Source organism: Streptomyces sp. NPDC056948 (genome assembly GCF_042674225.1).
GTDB classification, from domain to species: Bacteria; Actinomycetota; Actinomycetes; order Streptomycetales; family Streptomycetaceae; genus Streptomyces; species Streptomyces purpurascens.
The window spans coordinates 13,753-31,373 of the sequence record NZ_JBHUQX010000050.1; the positions used below are offsets into that span (position 1 = coordinate 13,753).

Annotated in this window: 7 protein-coding genes; all 7 read right to left on the reverse strand. The window is 70.7% G+C overall.

Annotated elements, in window-relative coordinates; translation table 11 throughout:
* Nucleotides 1–49: 49 nt before the first annotated feature.
* Entirely contained in the window at nt 50–1,147 is a 1,098-nt protein-coding gene (gene rsgA, locus ACFTZL_RS09255; protein WP_382579911.1) for a ribosome small subunit-dependent GTPase A, read from the reverse strand.
* A gap of 439 nt (nt 1,148–1,586) precedes the next feature.
* Complete coding sequence (locus ACFTZL_RS09260) at nt 1,587–3,998, reverse strand: ATP-binding protein (protein WP_382579912.1); 2,412 nt, start codon at nt 3,996–3,998, stop codon at nt 1,587–1,589.
* Nucleotides 3,998–7,261, reverse strand: coding sequence for a hypothetical protein (locus ACFTZL_RS09265; protein WP_382579913.1), 3,264 nt, complete (start codon nt 7,259–7,261; stop codon nt 3,998–4,000). Before ACFTZL_RS09265 ends, ACFTZL_RS09260 begins: the two co-directional genes overlap by 1 nt.
* 3 nt (nt 7,262–7,264) lie before the next feature.
* Nucleotides 7,265–10,903: an AAA domain-containing protein gene (locus ACFTZL_RS09270; RefSeq protein ID WP_382579914.1), complete on the reverse strand. Its 3,639-nt coding sequence runs from the start codon at nt 10,901–10,903 to the stop codon at nt 7,265–7,267.
* Nucleotides 10,878–14,915, reverse strand: coding sequence for a hypothetical protein (locus ACFTZL_RS09275; RefSeq protein ID WP_382579915.1), 4,038 nt, complete (start codon nt 14,913–14,915; stop codon nt 10,878–10,880). The genes ACFTZL_RS09270 and ACFTZL_RS09275 overlap by 26 nt, the downstream gene beginning before the upstream one ends.
* A gap of 15 nt (nt 14,916–14,930) precedes the next feature.
* A complete protein-coding gene (locus tag ACFTZL_RS09280; RefSeq protein ID WP_382579916.1) occupies nt 14,931–16,361 on the reverse strand; it encodes a hypothetical protein in 1,431 nt (476 codons plus the stop codon).
* Nucleotides 16,362–17,009: 648 nt separating this feature from the next.
* Nucleotides 17,010–17,621 (reverse strand): cellulose-binding domain-containing protein (locus ACFTZL_RS09285; protein WP_382579917.1); only part of this gene is annotated, 612 nt, incomplete at its 5' end.

Below are 17,621 nucleotides of genomic sequence, written 5' to 3' on the forward strand. Positions count from 1 at the left end.
GACCGCCTCTCGGGCGGCCGTTGATCATATCCGGCGGATGGCGACGCGCCTACGGACGCCAGTGCGGTCCGCGCTTGGCCTCCATCGCGGCCCGTCCGATCGCCCCCTTCCGCTTCCAGTCCTTGCGGATCTCCGCCCGGAGCCGGGCGTCCGTCTTGGCGACGATGCGCTGGTTCTCCCGCAGGAGCTTGCGGTAGCTGTCCAGTCGCCGCTCCGCCAGCTCACCGGTCTCGATGGCGGCCAGTACCGCGCAGCCCGGCTCGGCTTCGTGGGCGCAGTCGTGGAAGCGGCACCGCTCGGCCAGTGCCTCGATCTCGGAGAACACCTGCCCGACACCGGTCTCGGCGTCCCAGAGTCCGACGCCCCGCAGTCCGGGGGTGTCGATCAGGACCCCGCCGCCGGGCAGTGCGAGCAGGTTGCGGGTGGTCGTGGTGTGCCGGCCCTTGCCGTCGGCGTCCCGGGTGGCCTGGACGGTCATGACGTCCTCGCCGAGCAGTGCGTTGGCGAGGGTCGACTTGCCCGCGCCGGACTGCCCGAGCAGCACGGACGTAGCGCCGCCGACGATCGCCGCGAGCACGTCGAGCCCGTCCCCGTCGACCGAGCTGACGGGCACCACCGGCACGCCGGGCGCGCTGGTCTCCACGTCCTGGACGAGGTGGGAGAGGGTGACGGCGTCCGGCACGAGGTCGGCCTTGGAGAGGACGACGACGGGCTGCGCCCCGGACTCCCAGGCGAGTGCGAGGAACCGTTCGATGCGGCCCAGGTCGAGCTCGACGGCGAGGGACACGGCGACGATGGCGTGGTCGACGTTGGCCGCGAGGATCTGCCCCTCGGACCGCTTGGAGGAGGTGGAGCGGACGAACGCGGTGCGGCGCGGCAGATACGCGCGGACGTAGCGCGGGTTCCCGCCGGGTTCGACGGCGACCCAGTCGCCGGTGCAGACGACCCGCATCGGGTCGTGCGGCGTGACGAACGCGGTGTCGGCCCGCAGGATCCCGTCGGCGGTGACGACATCGCACTGGCCTCGGTCGACCCGCACGACGCGGCCGGGCAGCAGCCCTTCGGCGTCGTACTGCGTGAACGCCTCGGCCCAGACCTCGTCCCAGCCGTAGGGAGCGAGCGCGGAGAAGGCGGAAATGGAGTTCATGGAACTCAAGGGGGGATGACCCTTCGGGAGGGCGGCCCCGGCGGTCGCGTGCGTACGCGACGAAGAAAGTGAGGAGTGTCAGCCGGTGGCCACGGAGGTGGACTTGATGGATTCCTGGATGCGGGCAGCGCCCATCTCGACGACAGCCATCGGTCACACCTCCAAAAGCGAGCATCACCATGCAGCAACCGACAACCGGTCGCCGCGCGAACAGCACTGACCATAGAAGCTCACTGGCCGGAGTGCCATCGAATTTCCGCAGCCGCGAGCGCTGGCGGGCGAGCTCTGCTGCGATTCGGTGCGACACTCCGGGGTCAGCAGATGTCCGCCCGCCCTCGCAGAGTCGCTCCTGCAACCGGGCGGCCCGCCGCTCCCGCCGCAGAGGGGGAGACGGTACTCCCTTCCCGCAGCGCCCCCGGGCCAGTTGGTTGCGAGAGTCTCAGGCCCGTGGGAGCAGCAGCCGAAAATGGGCGCCCTGCAGCACTGGATGTCCCAAGACGCGCGATCGGACACTGAGGTCTCCGTCCACGCTGCGGGCCAGGCGGCGCGCAGCGTAGAGACCCATGCCCCGGTCCGGCCCGCGGGTCGATTCGCCCTTGCGGAACACGATGTGCTCGGTCCCCTCCGCGTAGGCCAGGCCCGGGCCGTTGTCCTGAATGTCGACAGCGACTTCAGTGCCCAGCGGGGTGACGGTCGCCCGTACGGTCGGATCGCCGTGTTCCGCACACGCCTCAGCCGCGTTGGCGAGTAGTTCGTAGAGGAGCCGCTGCTGGCCGACGGCTGAGACGGTCACCAGGCAGCTGTCCGGTGCGTGGATTTGCAGTTTCATCTTCGGATAGTGAGCGGTGAAGGGGCCTCTCATGGCCAGGAGCGTCGCGGACAGGTCGCACTCCTCCTCCACCGAGACACCGGCGGGGAGTTCGCCCGCCGTGGCGGTCAGGGCCTCGGCGGCGGCCGTCAGCTCCTCGGGCGTGGTGGTGGAGGCGCCGGCGAGCTGCTGGTAGTGCCGTAGCTCGGGGCGCAGGGCGTATCGGTACAACCGCCAGTCGTCGGGCCGGAAGACACGGCTCTGACCGGCACGGGTGGCTGTGGCCTCCTCCGCCAGGAGTGCGACCACCTTCTCCAGTTTCCGGTCAGCGTCGCCCCCGAGCATGAGGAGGACTCCACACCGGTGGAAGAGGACCCCCTCGGCGTCGGCCCTGTCGACCAGTGGCAGGGCCGCCAGCCGGTCCAGACCACGACGGACCTCCGCCTCGTGGCCGTCCTCAGCCACGCCGTCTCCGGCGACGGACGCGGCGCTCAGCAGAATCTCCTCAAGCGTCACCTGCTGTCCCGGGACAGCCGCGGACAGCGCGGCCCAGAAGGCGACCTGGGCGGCCACCGAGTCGGCGATCGAGGTGAGGGCCGTTTGCTCGACGGTCCGGGCGAACGACGGGTCCCTGGCCCAGTCCCGCACGACCGCGTACCCGTCGCGCTCGGGCGACGCCGCCTTGGGACGGGCCAGGTACTCCAGGAAGAGGTGGAGCAATGCCGTGTCGGGGCCAGCCTGGAAGGACAGCGCGTCGGCGGTCGTCAGGCCCCCCAGTCCGGCGAGGTCGACCATCCAGCGCAGAATGTGCCACCGGTCCCCGGGATCGCTGCCGAGCAGTGCGTCCAGTGAGGCGGCCGACCCGCCCGCGAACGCATCGAGGGGCCACTGTCCGCCCAGCACTCTGAGCAGTTGTACCGGGACGTGCGAACGCAGGGTGACCAATTCCACGACGTGACCGAGGTCGAGTACCGCGCAGGCGGTCCGTTCGGGGAGGGGGGACGCCCGCAGGGAGCGGCCCACCGCGATGTAGGGCCGGCCGAGGTCGATGTCGGGCCGGTGTGTGGTCTCCGGCTCGGCGACGAAGAGCTCCACGCTGCCGGTCGGCCAGAAAGGCGCGGTCTCCGCCTCGGCGAACACCCCGGTGATCGCGGTGAGATAGCCGCCCTCGACGCGGTGCACGGACGCCACCGGGCGGTTCCCGGCTCCGAGGAACTCCGTGAGTGCTCGGGCGAAACGGGCCACCATCGCCTCGTTGTTGTCGGCGAGCGCGTCGTAAGCCTCCAGCAGCTCCTGACCGGTTGGGTCGACGGGCCGCCAGCGGTCGTAACTCATCGGCCTGGTAAGTGGGTTGAGGTGCCACTTCAGGACCTCGGACGGGGTTTCGGCGGCCTGTCCCCAGCCCCGCAGCAGCGGCACGCCCTCCGGCCCCGGGCGCGGTGAGTCACCGTTGGTCAGCAGCAGGGAGACGGCGCGTAGTTGCCCGGCGTCCAGCAGCACATTGCACGCGCCGAGTACGTCCGGGTCCCCTCCCCGTGTGGTCGCCTCCTCGCACCGCAGGCGCAGTGCCGCCCGCTTCTGGTCCACGGCCTGTTCGAGCGTCGCCACGTCCGCATGCAGCCGTTCCTCCACCTGCCGCCACGATCGTGCGCACAGTACGGCGAGTGCGTCCCGGTCCGGTACGACATCCACGTCAGCCGCGCCGGCCCGATCCACGAGCTGCTGCACCCGCCCGAGCAGCAGTTGCAGGCACTCGGCTCGGCGCTGGCCCAGCCGGGTGCGCAGCTCCTCGATCTGCGCGATGTCCAGGGCCTGGCACTCGGCGAGCATCTCCTCGGCAATCTGGAACTCACCGGCAGAGATCAGCCCCGCGCAGGCGCGGTACTCGTCGTGGTCCCCGGCGATACCCTCCAGGCCCACGAGGGCCAGTTCCTCCAGGGACGCCGGCCGGCCGTCGGCGAGCGCCACCAGCAGGCCCGGGAAGCGGAACCGGCCCGGCCAGACAGCGAGCAGGGCCCGCAGTGACTCGTCCTTGTCTGTCATCACTCTGCTGTCCTCCTGCTGCGCTGTGACTTGTGCCATTGGGCGAGCGGATCGAGCCGCTCCAGCAGGGCCAGCAGAGGCGATGCGTAGGGACGGCCGAGTCCGCCCGCATCGCTGAACAGCGCGTCCCATCGGACCGCGATCAGCTCGGCCAGCTCCGCGCAACCCGCGAGCTCCGCGGCCGCTCCAGCGGAGACACCCCGCCCGTTCGGCATGGGGGCCAGGGACCGGGCGCGACGCACGATGTCCTCGATGGTCTGCAGGAACGTGCGCTGATTGCCCCACTGGATCTCGGGACGACCGCCGTCGGCCACGATCTGGTCCAGATGACGGCGGACGTGAACGGGAAGGCCGGTCTGGATCCGAACGCACTCCTCGGTGCCTGCTTCGGCCGCCGCCCGGATCCACGACAGCATCCCGTCCTTGGCGAACAGTTCCCTGTGCAGGAATTTTCCGGAGGAGAAGGTGAAGCGGTGCAGCCGCTCCATCCGGTCGATCTGGTCGATGAGTTCCGCCCACTTCTCGGCCGTCTCGCTGAACTCCGTCATCCGGGACAGCTCGGACATGAGCAGGGCCAGCGGGAGGGGTCCGTTGCCTCCCGCACGGTGGCGTTGGGCCATCGCGGCCAATTCCCGCCACGAGGGTGGCAGCGCGTCTCCGAGCAGGTCCAGCACGGCTGGCCCCTCGCCCGGGAGGGCCCGCAGCAGTGTCTCAGCGAGCCCGGCGGCCGCGCCCACCGCTTGGGCAGCCGGTTCGCAGTAAGCGAGTTCCAGTGCCGCGTCCAGCAGAGCGGAGCCCAGGGGGCCGGTCTCGATCGCCGCAGCGGCGGTGCAGGCCGCGGGCGGCACCGTCTTCTCGCCCTCCCGCAGGAGTCGGCCCAGCAGCGAGGCCTCGACGAAGGCGCGCCGGTCCCAGGCGTCGGCGATCAGCCAGTCCGCCCACCGGGACCAGCGTTCTCCCCGGGTGTCGTGCTCCTGAATGAGCGCCGCGGCGACCACTGGCCGCAAGTTTTTGGGCGGGACCTGCTTGTGGTGCCAGATGTCCAGGACGCCCCAGAGGTCGTCGACCTGGCGCAGCCGTTCGGCGACGGTCGCCGCGTACGCGGCGCTGCCCCGCTCAGCGTCGGCCTCGACCAGCAGGGACAGCGCGACGGCGGTGGCTCCCCTGAGCGATCCATCCGGCCCGCCCTCGATCGTCGGCTCTGGGCCGCGCTCGGAGGAGACACCGAGTTCCGCGACGATCCGGGTGACCACGTCGGCGCCTCGGATGTGGACGCCCACATGGCTGGTGCGCTCCGAGGGGGGCAGGGTGCGCCGGCGGTCACGCAGCAGGGGCAGGCTGCCGAGAACGGCCTCATCGTCCCACACTGCGGCCCGCGCTCCGGCCCGCTTGTCACGGACCATCAGACCACGCCCGATCAGTTCCCTCAGCGCCGGTTGCGTCGAGGGCTGCTGCGGTCCCCGTGCGGCCGGCCGGATCAGCTGCACCGTCACGCCTTGATCGATCCGCCCGCCGAGCGCGGCCACGAAGCGCTCGTCGGAGGCCTGGGCGTCCGAGCCGTCGTCAGCCAGCACCAACCGCCGGGACGCGCCGTGCAGTGCCTGCTGGACGAGATCCCGCGGTGCCCCGTCCTCCAGGATCTCGACGACCGGGTCACCCTGGGTGGCCCGGTGCAGGACGTCCCTCAGTACGGCGTGGTGCTCCGCCCAGCTCTCGGCCCACAGGGCGCGGGCGGTGGCGTCCTGGCGGAGGACGGCGATCTGTCCCTCCTCCTCGCCCGGCGGAGGGACGGTGGCGGGTTCGGCACGGCGCTGTTCCGGTACGGGTTCGAAGTGGTCGTCCTGGACCAGGATGCGCTGGCCGAGCTGCCAGTACGGGAAGGACTTGCGGGCCCAGATGAGCAGGTCAATGACACACTGCGGAACCCCCGGCGGACCGTCCTGGGCGGCGCCCTCGACGAGGATGCCCACCTCTCCCCGGTTGTTGCTGGTGGTGTTCACGTCGAGCGGACTGTGGGTGCCGACAAACGCCCGCTGGTTGTCCTGGACCACCACACAGGCTGAGATCCGGGCGCTGCGGTCGGCGAAGAGCACCCGGGAGCGGTGACGGGCCTCCAAGTCGTAAAGGGCGGTTTTCACTCTGCCGGGCAGGGAATCGCTGTCTCTGCTGCCCCATAGGAAGACCAGGTGCACTCCGCGTTCCAACGCCTTGCGCAACATCGGCAGGAGTCCGCCGAGCACCGCGTAGCTGATGTTCGGAGCGGCGAAGACCAGTTGGTTCCTGGCGGACTGGATCAGGTCCTCGACGGTCCACTGGTGGCCTGCGGCGCGGGCCACGACGGTGACGGCGGCCTTGGCCCGGCTGATCTCGGCGATCCGTGCGGACAACCGCCGGGAGAGGTCGGCGAGGACCTTCTGCCGTACCTCGACCTGGTTGGCCTCGACCTCGGACAGGGTGGCAACCGACTCGCCCATGCGGTGCAGGAGGCTCTCTGCGCTTACAGCGGGGGCGAGTTGGGGCGTGGCCTTGCCACGCAGGGAGCGGACGAACTTGTGGTCGGGCTGCTGGTCCGCGAGGTCGGCCAGGTGCTGGCGCATTCGCTCGCGAGCCCGGGAGTTCCATCCCGGCTCGTCGAGGAGCTGGGCCGAGATCCGCCCGGTGTCGTTGTCGACGAACACCTGCGCGTGGGCGCTCAGCCAGCGCAGTTCGCTGGCCGGGCGCAGCACGGGGCTGCGGAAGCCGACGTCGAGGACGTTCTGCCGGAATCCTTTGCTGTGACGGTCGTTGCGGATGGCGGTCTGCACAGCTCGTAACAGCTCGGCGGCCGGCAGGTCGGTCTCGCTGAGCACCTGGTGCAGCGGTACGTGAAGGCCGGCCTGGGACGGCCTGCGGGTGCCGGTGTCGGCGGGGAAGATCCGGCCGGTGACCGGTTCGAAGAGGAACTGCCGGTGTTCCTGCCGCACCGCGCTGTCGCGCAGCGATCCGTCCGAGGTGATCACTTCACGGGCGCCGTCGGTCAGTTCCAGGGTTCCTCTGGCGAAGTCGACCATGACATGGCCCTTGCGCCACAGGCTGTGCACGACGTCCAGGACGATCCGCCGCGGCAGTGCGAACAGCTCGGCCTGGTCCTCGACCGTGGTACGGCCGGCCGCGATGGCCTTCGCAACAAGGTCCTCCAGGGTGGTGAGCCCTTCCTCGGGGCCGAGCAGCAGGGAGAGGGTGACCAGTCGGCAGGGGATGGCGAGTTCGACGTCCTGTGCCACGGTTCACTCCCACTCGTCGGCGGGGACGACCCGGCCGAACCGCTTCACGGTGTCCGTCACCAGCCGCCAGTCGGAGCCGCCGTGCTCGGCGAAGTGGCTCAGGCTGCCGACCATGACGAGGAGCCGACGGGCCCGGGACATCAGCACGTTGATCACTTCGGCCTGACCAACGTGTCCGACGTTCTGCAGGGTGTTGCCCCGCACGGTGGACCGCACCAGCGAGACGACGACGCGCTGTGCCTCCCGCCCCTGGAAGGAGTGGACCGTGTGCACCCGGCCGCGCAGCGACCCGCGCTGCTTGAGCAGGGCGACCTGGGCGGCGTACGGGGTGAGAACCGCGAGGCTGCCTTCGGCGTCCGGTTCGGAGGGGTCGGACGGGGCCGGTTTCATGCCGGTGACGAGCCGGTCCACCAGGTCGACCTCGCCGGTGTTGGTCCAGTACCCCTCGTCGGCGCAGCCGGGCCGCCCGGTGGTGTCGATCCAGACCAGTGGGCAGTCCCTCAGGAACGCGGGGCTGTGTACACCGTGCGACTCGTTGGCGGTGTCGTGGGTGGTGAGGAAGCTGACCGGCAGGCCCAGCTCATGGTCCTGCTCCGCGGGCTCCTTGGGGTAGAAGGCGCGGCTCGCGGGTTCGGCGATGACGTGGTGCATGCGGAACTGCCTCTCCAGGCTGCCGAGTGGGGGGACCTGTCTGCTCTGCGCAGGCCGTTCCCTCTGGGTGCGGAAGAGCTCACCGAAGAGGCCGAGTACTTTCAGGTAGCTGTTGCGGGCGTCGTAGTGCCGCTTGACGTCTTCGTGACCGTGTCCGGCGAGACTCGTCAGGAAGTTCCGCAGGTCGCCCTCCCGGTGCGGGCCGAGCTGCCGGTGGTCGCCGATGAGCGTCCAGCGCACGCCGAGTACCAGCGGTGTGACGACTTCGGTCGGCCAGGCTTTGGCGGCCTCCTCCAGGAGGACCCAGTCGAACAGGTCCGAGGGGTCGCGGACCGTGTCGGTGACGGTGGCGGCCATGGAGCAGGTGGCGAGGACGATGTTGGCGCCGGCCTTGATGCGGTCGGAGATCTCCACCTGGTTGGACTCGACCTGTTCCAGCCACTGCTGTGCGAGGGCAGCCTCGTTCGGTGTCATGGGGGCGCGGCCCGGTGTGCCCGGCTTGCGGCCCAGCTTCTGTGTGATGTCGCGTACGACCGCACGGGTCAGCTCGGGCAGGGTGTGCCGGTGCAGCCGCTCGTCGACCTTGTCGATGCCCCGGGCCTCGGACATCTCCCGCAGCAGCAGGATCTGTCCCTTGCCGATGCCGTCGGCGAGTTCTTCCGCCAGCCGGATGCCGAGGTTGTCCAAGGCGAAGTTCGACTGGGCGCTGACCAGGACGCGAGCGCCCTTCTCCATCGTCAGATAGCGGCTGACCGCATGGGTGGCCACGGTGGTCTTGCCGGTACCGGGTGGGCCCTGGAGGGCGTAGAAGGGGTGCATCGAGAGCATGTCGCGGATCACGCTGGGGGCGTTGCCCTCCAGGTTTCCGTCGTCGGCGTCGTTGTAGCGGCCGCGGCCGAGGTCGATGGAGAGGGGCTCTCTGAGGGCCCGGATGAGTCCGGGCAGGTTCCCCAGGGAGTGCCGGGCCCTGGCCTGCCGGCCGAGCTGGATGTCGGTTCCGGCGTCGGTCGAGGAGCGCAGCCAGCCGGATGGTGGGATCGGCCCCCCGCCGATTCTGCGTACCCGGATCGAGTGGGCGTCGAGGCGCCGGAGGAACCGTAGTTGGACCGGGTTGCGGCCGAAGTGCGGCCGTTCCGCGTAGTCGAGCCTGACGAAGGCCTCCTCGTCGGTGCCGAGGTCGGCCACGAAATCACCGAAGAGGGGTCGGCGGCGCGGGTCCGCGGTGTAGGAGGTGAGCAGCGGGTTGCGGTGCAGCCGTTCGTCGTCGCTGCGCTGGTCGTACGTCAGGACTGCGGTGTCGGCGGCCGCTTCGGCCATCGTGCCCGCCGGCTCGTCCACGCGGACGAACGGGTACTTACGGGCGTTGAGTTCCACCGTCTGGTAGTCGAGCAGGAAGTCGAGGGCGGTGAGGAAGGCCTCGTCCTTGTGGTCCTTGGTCCGTGCGCCCACCGACACCGACTCGGTGAGCCGGGCCCACGACGGGCGGCCGGTGCGGTGGTGGGAGATGTCCTGGCGGGCCTTGTAGGCGACCAGGTCGATCCGGGACAGCCGGCGCCGTGGGTGGGCGTTGACAAGTTCCTGGGCGTAGTCGCGGTCGTGGAGGTACTTGATGACCAGGGTGTCGTCGTAGACACGTTGGTCGTCCTTGGGACCCGAGTCGTCGTAGAGGTAGGCGCAGAACCACACCGCGCTCTCACCGATGAGGACCCACTCCGCCTCTCGCAACTTCTCCTCTTGGCCCGTGGCGTAGCCGAAGGCGCCGTTGGGTGATCTGACCAGTTCGGCCTGGCGCAGCTCCTTCTCGAAGAACGCCTTCAGCTCCTCGCGGCCAGCCGCGTCGTCGGGGCTGCGGGAGACCCATTTGCGCCGCTTGTAGATCGTCTCGACGGACTCGTCGGGCATGAAGGCGACGAGGTGGGGGAGTTGGCTCTCGTCCTTGTCCTCCCAGACGCCGCAGACAGCCTCCCAGTCCCGCTCGATCCGGCGGGCCGCGTCGAACGACGTGATGCGTGCCTCGGGGCGCAGCTCCAGCATGCTCCTGAGCAGTCGAGTCAGTGCGGCGGGTACCTCGGACCGGTTGGACAGATGGGTCCGCATCGCCCGGTGCAGCTTGCTCAGCGCTTGGCGCAGGCCGGATTCGTCGGCCTGCGCGACGCCCGCGTAGTCGTCCGGTACACAGTCGCTGATCGGGCCGCAGAACAGCTCGAAGCCGAGGACGCCGAGCCCGAAGACGTCCGTGGTGTCCCAGTCTCGGCGCGACGCCGGCATCGCGTCGAAGAGCGACGGGTGAGTCTCGGGGGCCAGGTAGGTGAGATGGCGGGCCGCTTCGACGCCTTCCGGGGGCGTCAGATAGAGCTGCCGGATGCTCTGCTGGGCGTTGTCTCCCTGGGACTGGCTGCCCATGGAACGCAGCAGGTTGCCGATGAGTGTGCTCATCTCGAAGCGTTCGAGCCCCAGGGCCATGTGCTGGGAGGCCTCGTCGTGGCCCGTCTTGACCCGCAGGGCGCCGAGGGTGAGGTTGCGGTGGAGGATTCCGGAGCCGTGCAGCTGGCTGAGCGCGTCAACGAGAACACTGAACTGTTCGAAGGCGGCGATCCGGTGTTCCTGGGCCCAGGCGACCGCCCGGTCGATGTTCAGCGGCCTGCCGTTCTCCTGGGTCATGGTGAAGGCGATGGCTTCGGTCGCGTCGAAACTGCCGTCGCTGATCTGCGGCAGCGCGGGGTGGTTGAGTGCCTGGAGCCGCAGCAGGCTGCGCACCTCGTGCTCCCAGAGCTCGCCCGCGAACTCGTGGATGCCGTCGAAAAGCGACATCTCGAAGGTCTCGTACTCGTCGCCCGGGGTCTGCATCCGCACGCGCACCAGCCGGTTCTCGAGCACGACGACCGGCTCGCCGGGGATCCTTTCGTAGGGGCCGTAAGAAGCCCCGGGTCTGCAGAAGAGTCGGTCCACCAGTTGGGCGTACCAGTCACTGTCCTTGCCCGGTCCGGACATCACGGCCCCCTTCCGTCCGTCCTGTCAGCAGCCAGGACTCCATGCGTACGACGAGGACGCCCTCGTCGGTTCCGATCGCGATCCGGCCGTCACCCAGGTGGGCCAGGCTGAAGCACTTGGTGTCGAGCGTGAGGGTGTGCAGGGGCGTCCGGTCGACCGGCTCCGGGCGACCGGCGGGGGTCGCGGGGCCGGTCGGGTCCGTGGGGTCCCAGAACCGGACGGTGCAGTCGTTGCCGTCGCCGCAGGAGGCGACGAGATGCCGTCCGTCGCTCGCGGTGAACTCGATGACGTCGGTCACCCAGTCCTCGTGGGCCTTCAGCGGCGTTCCGTAGGGGCAGCCCGTCGCCTTGACGGTGAGCACGATCTGCTCGCTCCTGCCGTACCTGGCGCGCAGCACCGTCCCGTCCGGTCCGCGCACCAGGGACGTGCCGGGAGGCGGCCCCATGGGGTGGTGGCCGGGAGGCACCTCGGCGGGCTCCCCGGTGAGGGCGTCGAAGGCCCTGAGGGCGCCACGGCGGTTCTCGGCGATCAGCACGGTGCGGCCGTCGGGGCTCGCGGTGGTGGTCAGCCGCACGATCCTGTCGATGTGCGGATCGGTGGCCGTGCGGGGGCCGGCGACGGCAGTGCGCGGTCCTGGGTACGGATTCCACACACTGACGACGCCGTTGTCGGCGGCGGTGGCCAGCAGCGTGTCGCCGCCCGGTCCGGCGAAGGCGGTGATGGCCAGACCCTCGGCGGACCGGCTGCGGGAACCGGGGTCGTGCGGGCCGTCCTCGGCCGGTGCCTCGGTCACGCCTTCCGTCACGCCGGTCATCGCGTCCCAGACGCGTGCGGCTCCGTCCCGGGCAACTGCGGCGAGCAGCGGACGGTGGCCGTCGGCGGCGGTGAGGACGGTGAGGCCGTGCACGGGGCTGTCGGAGTCGAACTCGACGACGGACTCTCCGGTGGCGTGGTCCCACACCCGCACCCGGCCGTCGTCCCATCCGGCGCCCAGTAACGCGCCGCGGCCGTCGGGGCGGTCGAAGGCCACCACAGCTCGAGCCGTCGCACCGTCGCGGTGCACGGGATCGCCCTGGCGGCGCAGGTCGCCGGCGGCCCAGACCCGGATCCCGTCGCTGGCGGCGCTGGCGAGCAGCGTGGCTCCGTCGGCGTCGCGGAAAGCCGTGAGAGCCCAGACCGGTCCGCTGTCATGACTGCGGAACACGCGGCGGGTCCCACCGGTCAGTGGTTCGACGAAGCGGATCCCGCCGCCGTACTCCCCGACCGCCAGCAGGGGCACCTCGGCCGAGGCTCCGTCTGTGCCTCCCGGGACCAGGCAGCCGTGCAGAGAGTGCGGCCACATGCCGTTGCTGACGGAGCGGACGAGGCGGGGCCGGTGCGCGGACAGGTCCCAGATCCGCACGCACTTGTCGTGACCCGAGGTCGCCAGCAGGGTGGTGCCCGGCAGGGCCGTCACCGAGGTCACCGGCCCGGTGGAGAACGCCGGGGCGGTCGTGGCGGCGTAACAGCGTGCCGGGTCCCAGACGTGGAGGTTGCCGCCGTCGTCGACACCGGCGAGCAGGGTGCTCCCGCCGGGTCCGGTGACGGGCGTCAGTGAGCGGACCGCCCCACGGCAGGCGAGGGTCAGCCGGGGCGGGCGGGGCCGCAACCGGGACCAGCACACCTGCCAGCCCGCGCGCCGCAGGCCCTCATTCGGATCCTCCCGTACGGGGGCGATCCCGGTCGCGCGGGCCGTGCCGAGCTGGCGCAGGCCGACTCGATCGGCTGGTCCGCCCCGCCGCAGGAGGTGGGCGGTGTCCAGGACTCCCAGGACAGCCGGCGGCAGCTCGCCTGATTCGCCCACCGCGCGCAGAACGTCGGTGGCGACGGCCAGTACGGACAGCCGGTCCAGCACGGCCGGCCGGTCGGCGAGCGTGGCCCATCCCCGGATGCCGGCCGCGGCCGCATGACCGGAGAGGTGCCGCTTCAGATAGGAGTTGAGCGGTTGACCGGGGCTTTCGTCCGCGAGCCGCACGAGCGCGTCGGTGATCCGCAGCGCGCGCTCGCCGACGTCGCTCGGGCCGGCATGGGTGAAGTGCTCGGCGAAGGTGCGGTGCGCCAGGCGGTGGACGCTTTGTCCGTCCTCTCCGTCCAGCATGATGTACGGCGCCGCGACCTCGAGGAGGTCGTCGATGTCGTCGGGGCCGACCTGGTCGGCGGGCCAGTCGCCGAGCGCCGAGGCGGCGGTGGCCCAGATCCGGTCCGCACGGGGCAGCCCTCTGCCCTGTGAGTGGGCGAGAGCCTCGATCAGCTGGAGAGCGCGGGCGTGCCGGGCGCCGAGCCGCCGCAGCGCGGCCGCGAACAGGGTGCGGTGGTCGCCCCTCAGCAGCTCGGCGAGCTCACCGACGCGGTCGGCGGTCAGCAGACCGGGGTCGGCGAGGATCTCGTGCACGGCAAGGCTCACGTACAGGAAGTCCCGGTCCGCCTCTTCGTCGCCGACGATCAGCACGGCGGCGCGTCGGACGGCGTCCAGGAACGTCTCCGGCCCACCGGGGAAGACGGGCCGTGCCCGCTCCAGGCTCCTGGTGACGAATGCGGAAAGGGCTTGCGCGTCGCGGCGTAACCACTGCACGTGGACATGCTCCTCGCCCTCGCCGAGAGCGTCGAGAAGGTCTCGGTCGGCGCTGGGCGGGCAGTCGGGTGCTTCGCAGGAGCAAGGGCGGGATCCGACGACGATCCGTATGCCCGCCAGTGTGCCGAGTTCGCGCAGCAGGCCGGCGATGAGCGAGGGTTCGTGCGCTTCGTCCAGGGCATCCACGAGGAGCGTGTACGTCCGGTCGGGACGCGCCGCCGAACGCAGGGCGTGGACCAGAGCGTTGGAGCGTTCGACGGGATACAGGGCGTCCGGCCGCACCTCGACGTCGAGGGCCCGGGCGAGCCGGGTGGTGATGTCGTGCGTGGTCGCCCCGGTCAGATGGAGTGTGGCGTCGAACTTCGGCAGGTCGGGGGAGTCTTCACCGTCCTGGTCGGCGAGACCGGCCCGGGACAACAACGGCAGCAGCTCGCTGAGGCGGGCGTTGGCGTGCAGCAGGACGTTGCCGAGCAGAGCGGACTTGCCGCACCCGGCCCGGCCGGTGAGGACCAGGAGGCCCGAGCGGTGTTCGGCGAGCCACCCGGCGATGGCGGCCCGGTCCTCCCCCCGCCCGGCGAAGCACCAGGACAGTTCCCCGAACTCCGAGCCGAGTCCCTTGCGTGCAAAGTGCGCGCGCTCCGTCTCCGGCAGTGCGTCGATCGCCTCGCGCAGCCGGGCGTGGTTCTCCACCGAGGCTGTGACCGGGAAGGCGGTACGGCGGCGCAGCGGCGGAAGGCCGCCCAGGTTGAGCGGGAAGATGGAGAACGCCTGCGCTTCGTCGAGGTACTGCGCCAGTCCGCCGACGGGGATCTCCGTGTCGTGGTCCGAGTAGCGGTGGGTGAGGATCTGTGCGAGGACGCGGCGGAACGTGCCCAGGTGCCCGATGCCCTCGTCCCGTCCCGAGCCGACGAGCAGCAGACCGTTGGCGCTCCTGGCCGCGCTGATCGCGGCGAGGGCCCGCTCCACGAAGCCTTTCGCGCCGCACGCCTCGACGACGACGATGTCCCACTTGCCGTAGTAGGACCGCAACCGACGTGCGTCGACGACATGCCTGGCGAAGGTGGCCGCGGCGAGCTCGGTGTCGTCCGTCGCCGTGGGGTGTCCCCTCACGTACAGGGCGGAGTCCTCCGCGTTCGACGTGCCGTGCCCGATCCAGAGCAGAACGCCGTTGCGGACGTCGTGCGGGTTGGCCCAGGCCTTCAGCCGCAGGTCGACCTGGGTCAGGTCGCGTTCCTCGGACTTCACTTCCCAGGGAACGAGGGTGCCGCCGAACTGGGCGAGCAGATCACCGATCGCCCGGGCCTCCTCGTCGGCGTCGAAGTTCTCCTGCCGCACGTAGTCGCCGAGCGCCACAGAGTAGACGTCGAAGCCGTCCCCGTCCGGCTTCGCCTCCGGGTTCATGTCCCCCCGCACGGGTCAGCCGCCGAGGTCCGGGTCCTCGGCGCTGGCCAGGACCAGCCGGGTGACCGGTTCGCTGCCGCCGGACACCTTGATCCGGTACAGGCCGGGTTTCCGCAGCCGGCACCGGACGCGCAGCGCGCCGGACGTGTCCCGGCGCGGCGGCAGCCGCGGTGTGTCGACGACGCGGTCGGTGTCACCGGTGTCCTGGATCTGGCAGGTCATGCGGCGGGGGTCGTCCTCGCCGGTCACCGTGATCTCGAACTCCTCCTGCACGCCCACGAGATCGGGCACCTCGAGCCCGGTCTCGCCGTACCCGAGTCGTTGTCCCAGGTCTTCGAGGCGACGCAGCCCGGTGAGCAGTCCGCGCACCCGGTCGATCGCGCTACCGCAGGTGGCCAGTGCGCCGTGCTGTTGGGCGTAAGTACCGCTTTCCTCGGTGCCGGCGACATGTCCGGCGTAGCGATAGACAGTGCCGTCGCCGCCGCAGTCGTCCTTGAGCGGCCGCCCGACAGCGTCCCGCCACACCTCGTGGTCCGAGTGTCGCTTGAAGATGTACGGCTGAGGTGTGACGACCCCGTCCTTCAGCCGCATGCTCTGCATGGTGTGCTGGGCGATGCCGACGACCATCACGTGGTCCGGGATGCGTATGGACCGCAGCGCCGCCGTGCGGTCGAGGGAGGCCTTGGCCAGCTCGGGATCGCCGCCGAGGGCGGCGATGTCCGCGGGGGTCGGCGCGACCATGTCGTCCTCGGTCTCGACGCAGCGATAGGCGGGGAGCAGATCGTGCAGCCCGGGAAGGGTATGGGCCAGGTCTCGCAACTGCCGGTGGGGCAGCGGTACGGGCGCGCCGCGCCCGGAGTTGAGGATCGCCGCCGCCTTCACCGCGCCGTGGAACGGTGTTCCGAGAGTGAGCGTGGCCCGTACCCGATCCGTGGCTCCGGGTATCCGGGTGAGCTCCCGGATCAGCAGGCCACCCATGGAGTGCGCGACGAGCACCACCTCGGCCGGTCGCCCGTCCGGGGCATGGCGCCGGGCCGCCGCGTACGCGGGATGCGCCGTCCAGGCCTGCAGATGCCGGTCGATCGCCTCGGCCAGTGCACGGGCGTTGTAAGCGACGGGGAGCCGCCAGTCGTAAGCGAACTCGCAGATTGCCGCCGGGTCGGCGACGGCGGGCGTGATCCCCCGGACGAGGTTGGTGTATGGCTCCACTCCTCCGAGGAGAGGCGACCAGGAGGCGAATTTCAGGAGCCGCCGGGCGGTGATCCGGCCCGTGCGCCCGGCCCGCTCGTCCTCAGTGACGGCGAGCGCCGCCATCCCGCGCTTGTGGTGCCAGCGGGCGGAGTACTGGAGCGCTGTCCGCATGCCCCACAGAACACGACCGGATTCCGTCTCGATCAGCTCGCTGCCCATGATCCCTGGGATGATCACTACGGCGTCGTGCGTCACGACACTCCCGGCAATGGGAGGGTCGGTGGGGTCTAAGCGCTCCATGAGGCACAAGCCTACGGCGAGACCCGCCTGTCTCGTGACGTGTCCCTCAAATCGGGTAATCCCTGGCTACGGTACGTCTTCTGCGTTGTGCAATCGCAGTACCGGGTCAGAGAGAGGTGTTCTCGGGCACCGAGCATGGAGTGGGAACACCAAAGGTTGCCCGACCAACGGCTCGCAAGTGTGCGACGCACCGCGGTCCACTGCGGGAGCCTCTCCCCATGCGAGTGCGAGGGACGCGGCGACGATGGGTCGGGCTGGTGGTCTTCCTGGCCGGTGCATGCTTTGCGTTCTTCCGGCCTCGCCGAGTCCGCCGCCCTGCCGCACCTCGTCCCGGGGCCCCAACCGCCCACCGCGCTCACCCAGTACCAGGCTGGCGAGCTGGGCGCGGATCCGGCGGAACGCCCGCTCGGCGGCGCCCCCGTTCGCGGCCGGTCGCCGGCGCCCGCGACTGTTACGGGCCCTGGTGGCCCTGGGCGCGCGAGGGAGGCTGGTGACGTACGCCGTGTTCATGATCGCGTCAGCCGCTCTGGCCACGAGCCTGCGGACGATCCGCGAGCCCCGCGGTTCGAGGAGATACCGCGCCCCTGCTGTCCGGCGGCCGGGTCAGGCCTTCGCGCAGTCCTGGCCGTTCAGCTCGAAGTCGTACGGCGGGGAGTTCTTGCCACGCCAGGAGGCGAGGAAGCCGAAGGCCAGGTCGTCGCCCGCCTGGACCGACTTGTTGTAGTCGGCGGCGGTGGCGGTGACGCGGTGGCCGTTCTGGGAGACGGAGGCGTCCCACATCTGGCCGACCTGCTGGCCGTCCCGGAAGGACCAGGAGACGCGCCAGGAGTCGAGGGACTCGTTGGTGGTGACGGTGACGGTGGCCTGGAAGCCGTCGGGCCACTGGTTGACCAGGTCGTACTCGACCCGGCAGGTGGGGTCCTCCGGGTTCTCGCTCTCGCCGCCCTCCGCGCGGTCCGTGGGAGAGGAGGTGCCCTGCGGTTCGGTCCGGCGGTCGCTGCTCTCCGGCTTGCCGGGCTTCTGCGACTTCCCCGTGTTCTCGGTGGCCTTGCCGGCCGGCTTCGAGGTCGCGGGAGGCAACGAAGGGACGGACGGCAGGGACAGTTCGGGGTCGGCCACCGGCTGACGGCCGGTGTCGCCGCGTGCCCCGAGGTCGTCGCCGCTGCCGCCGAAGGGCATCATCGAGACGCCGAGGGCCAGGACGGAGACCAGGAC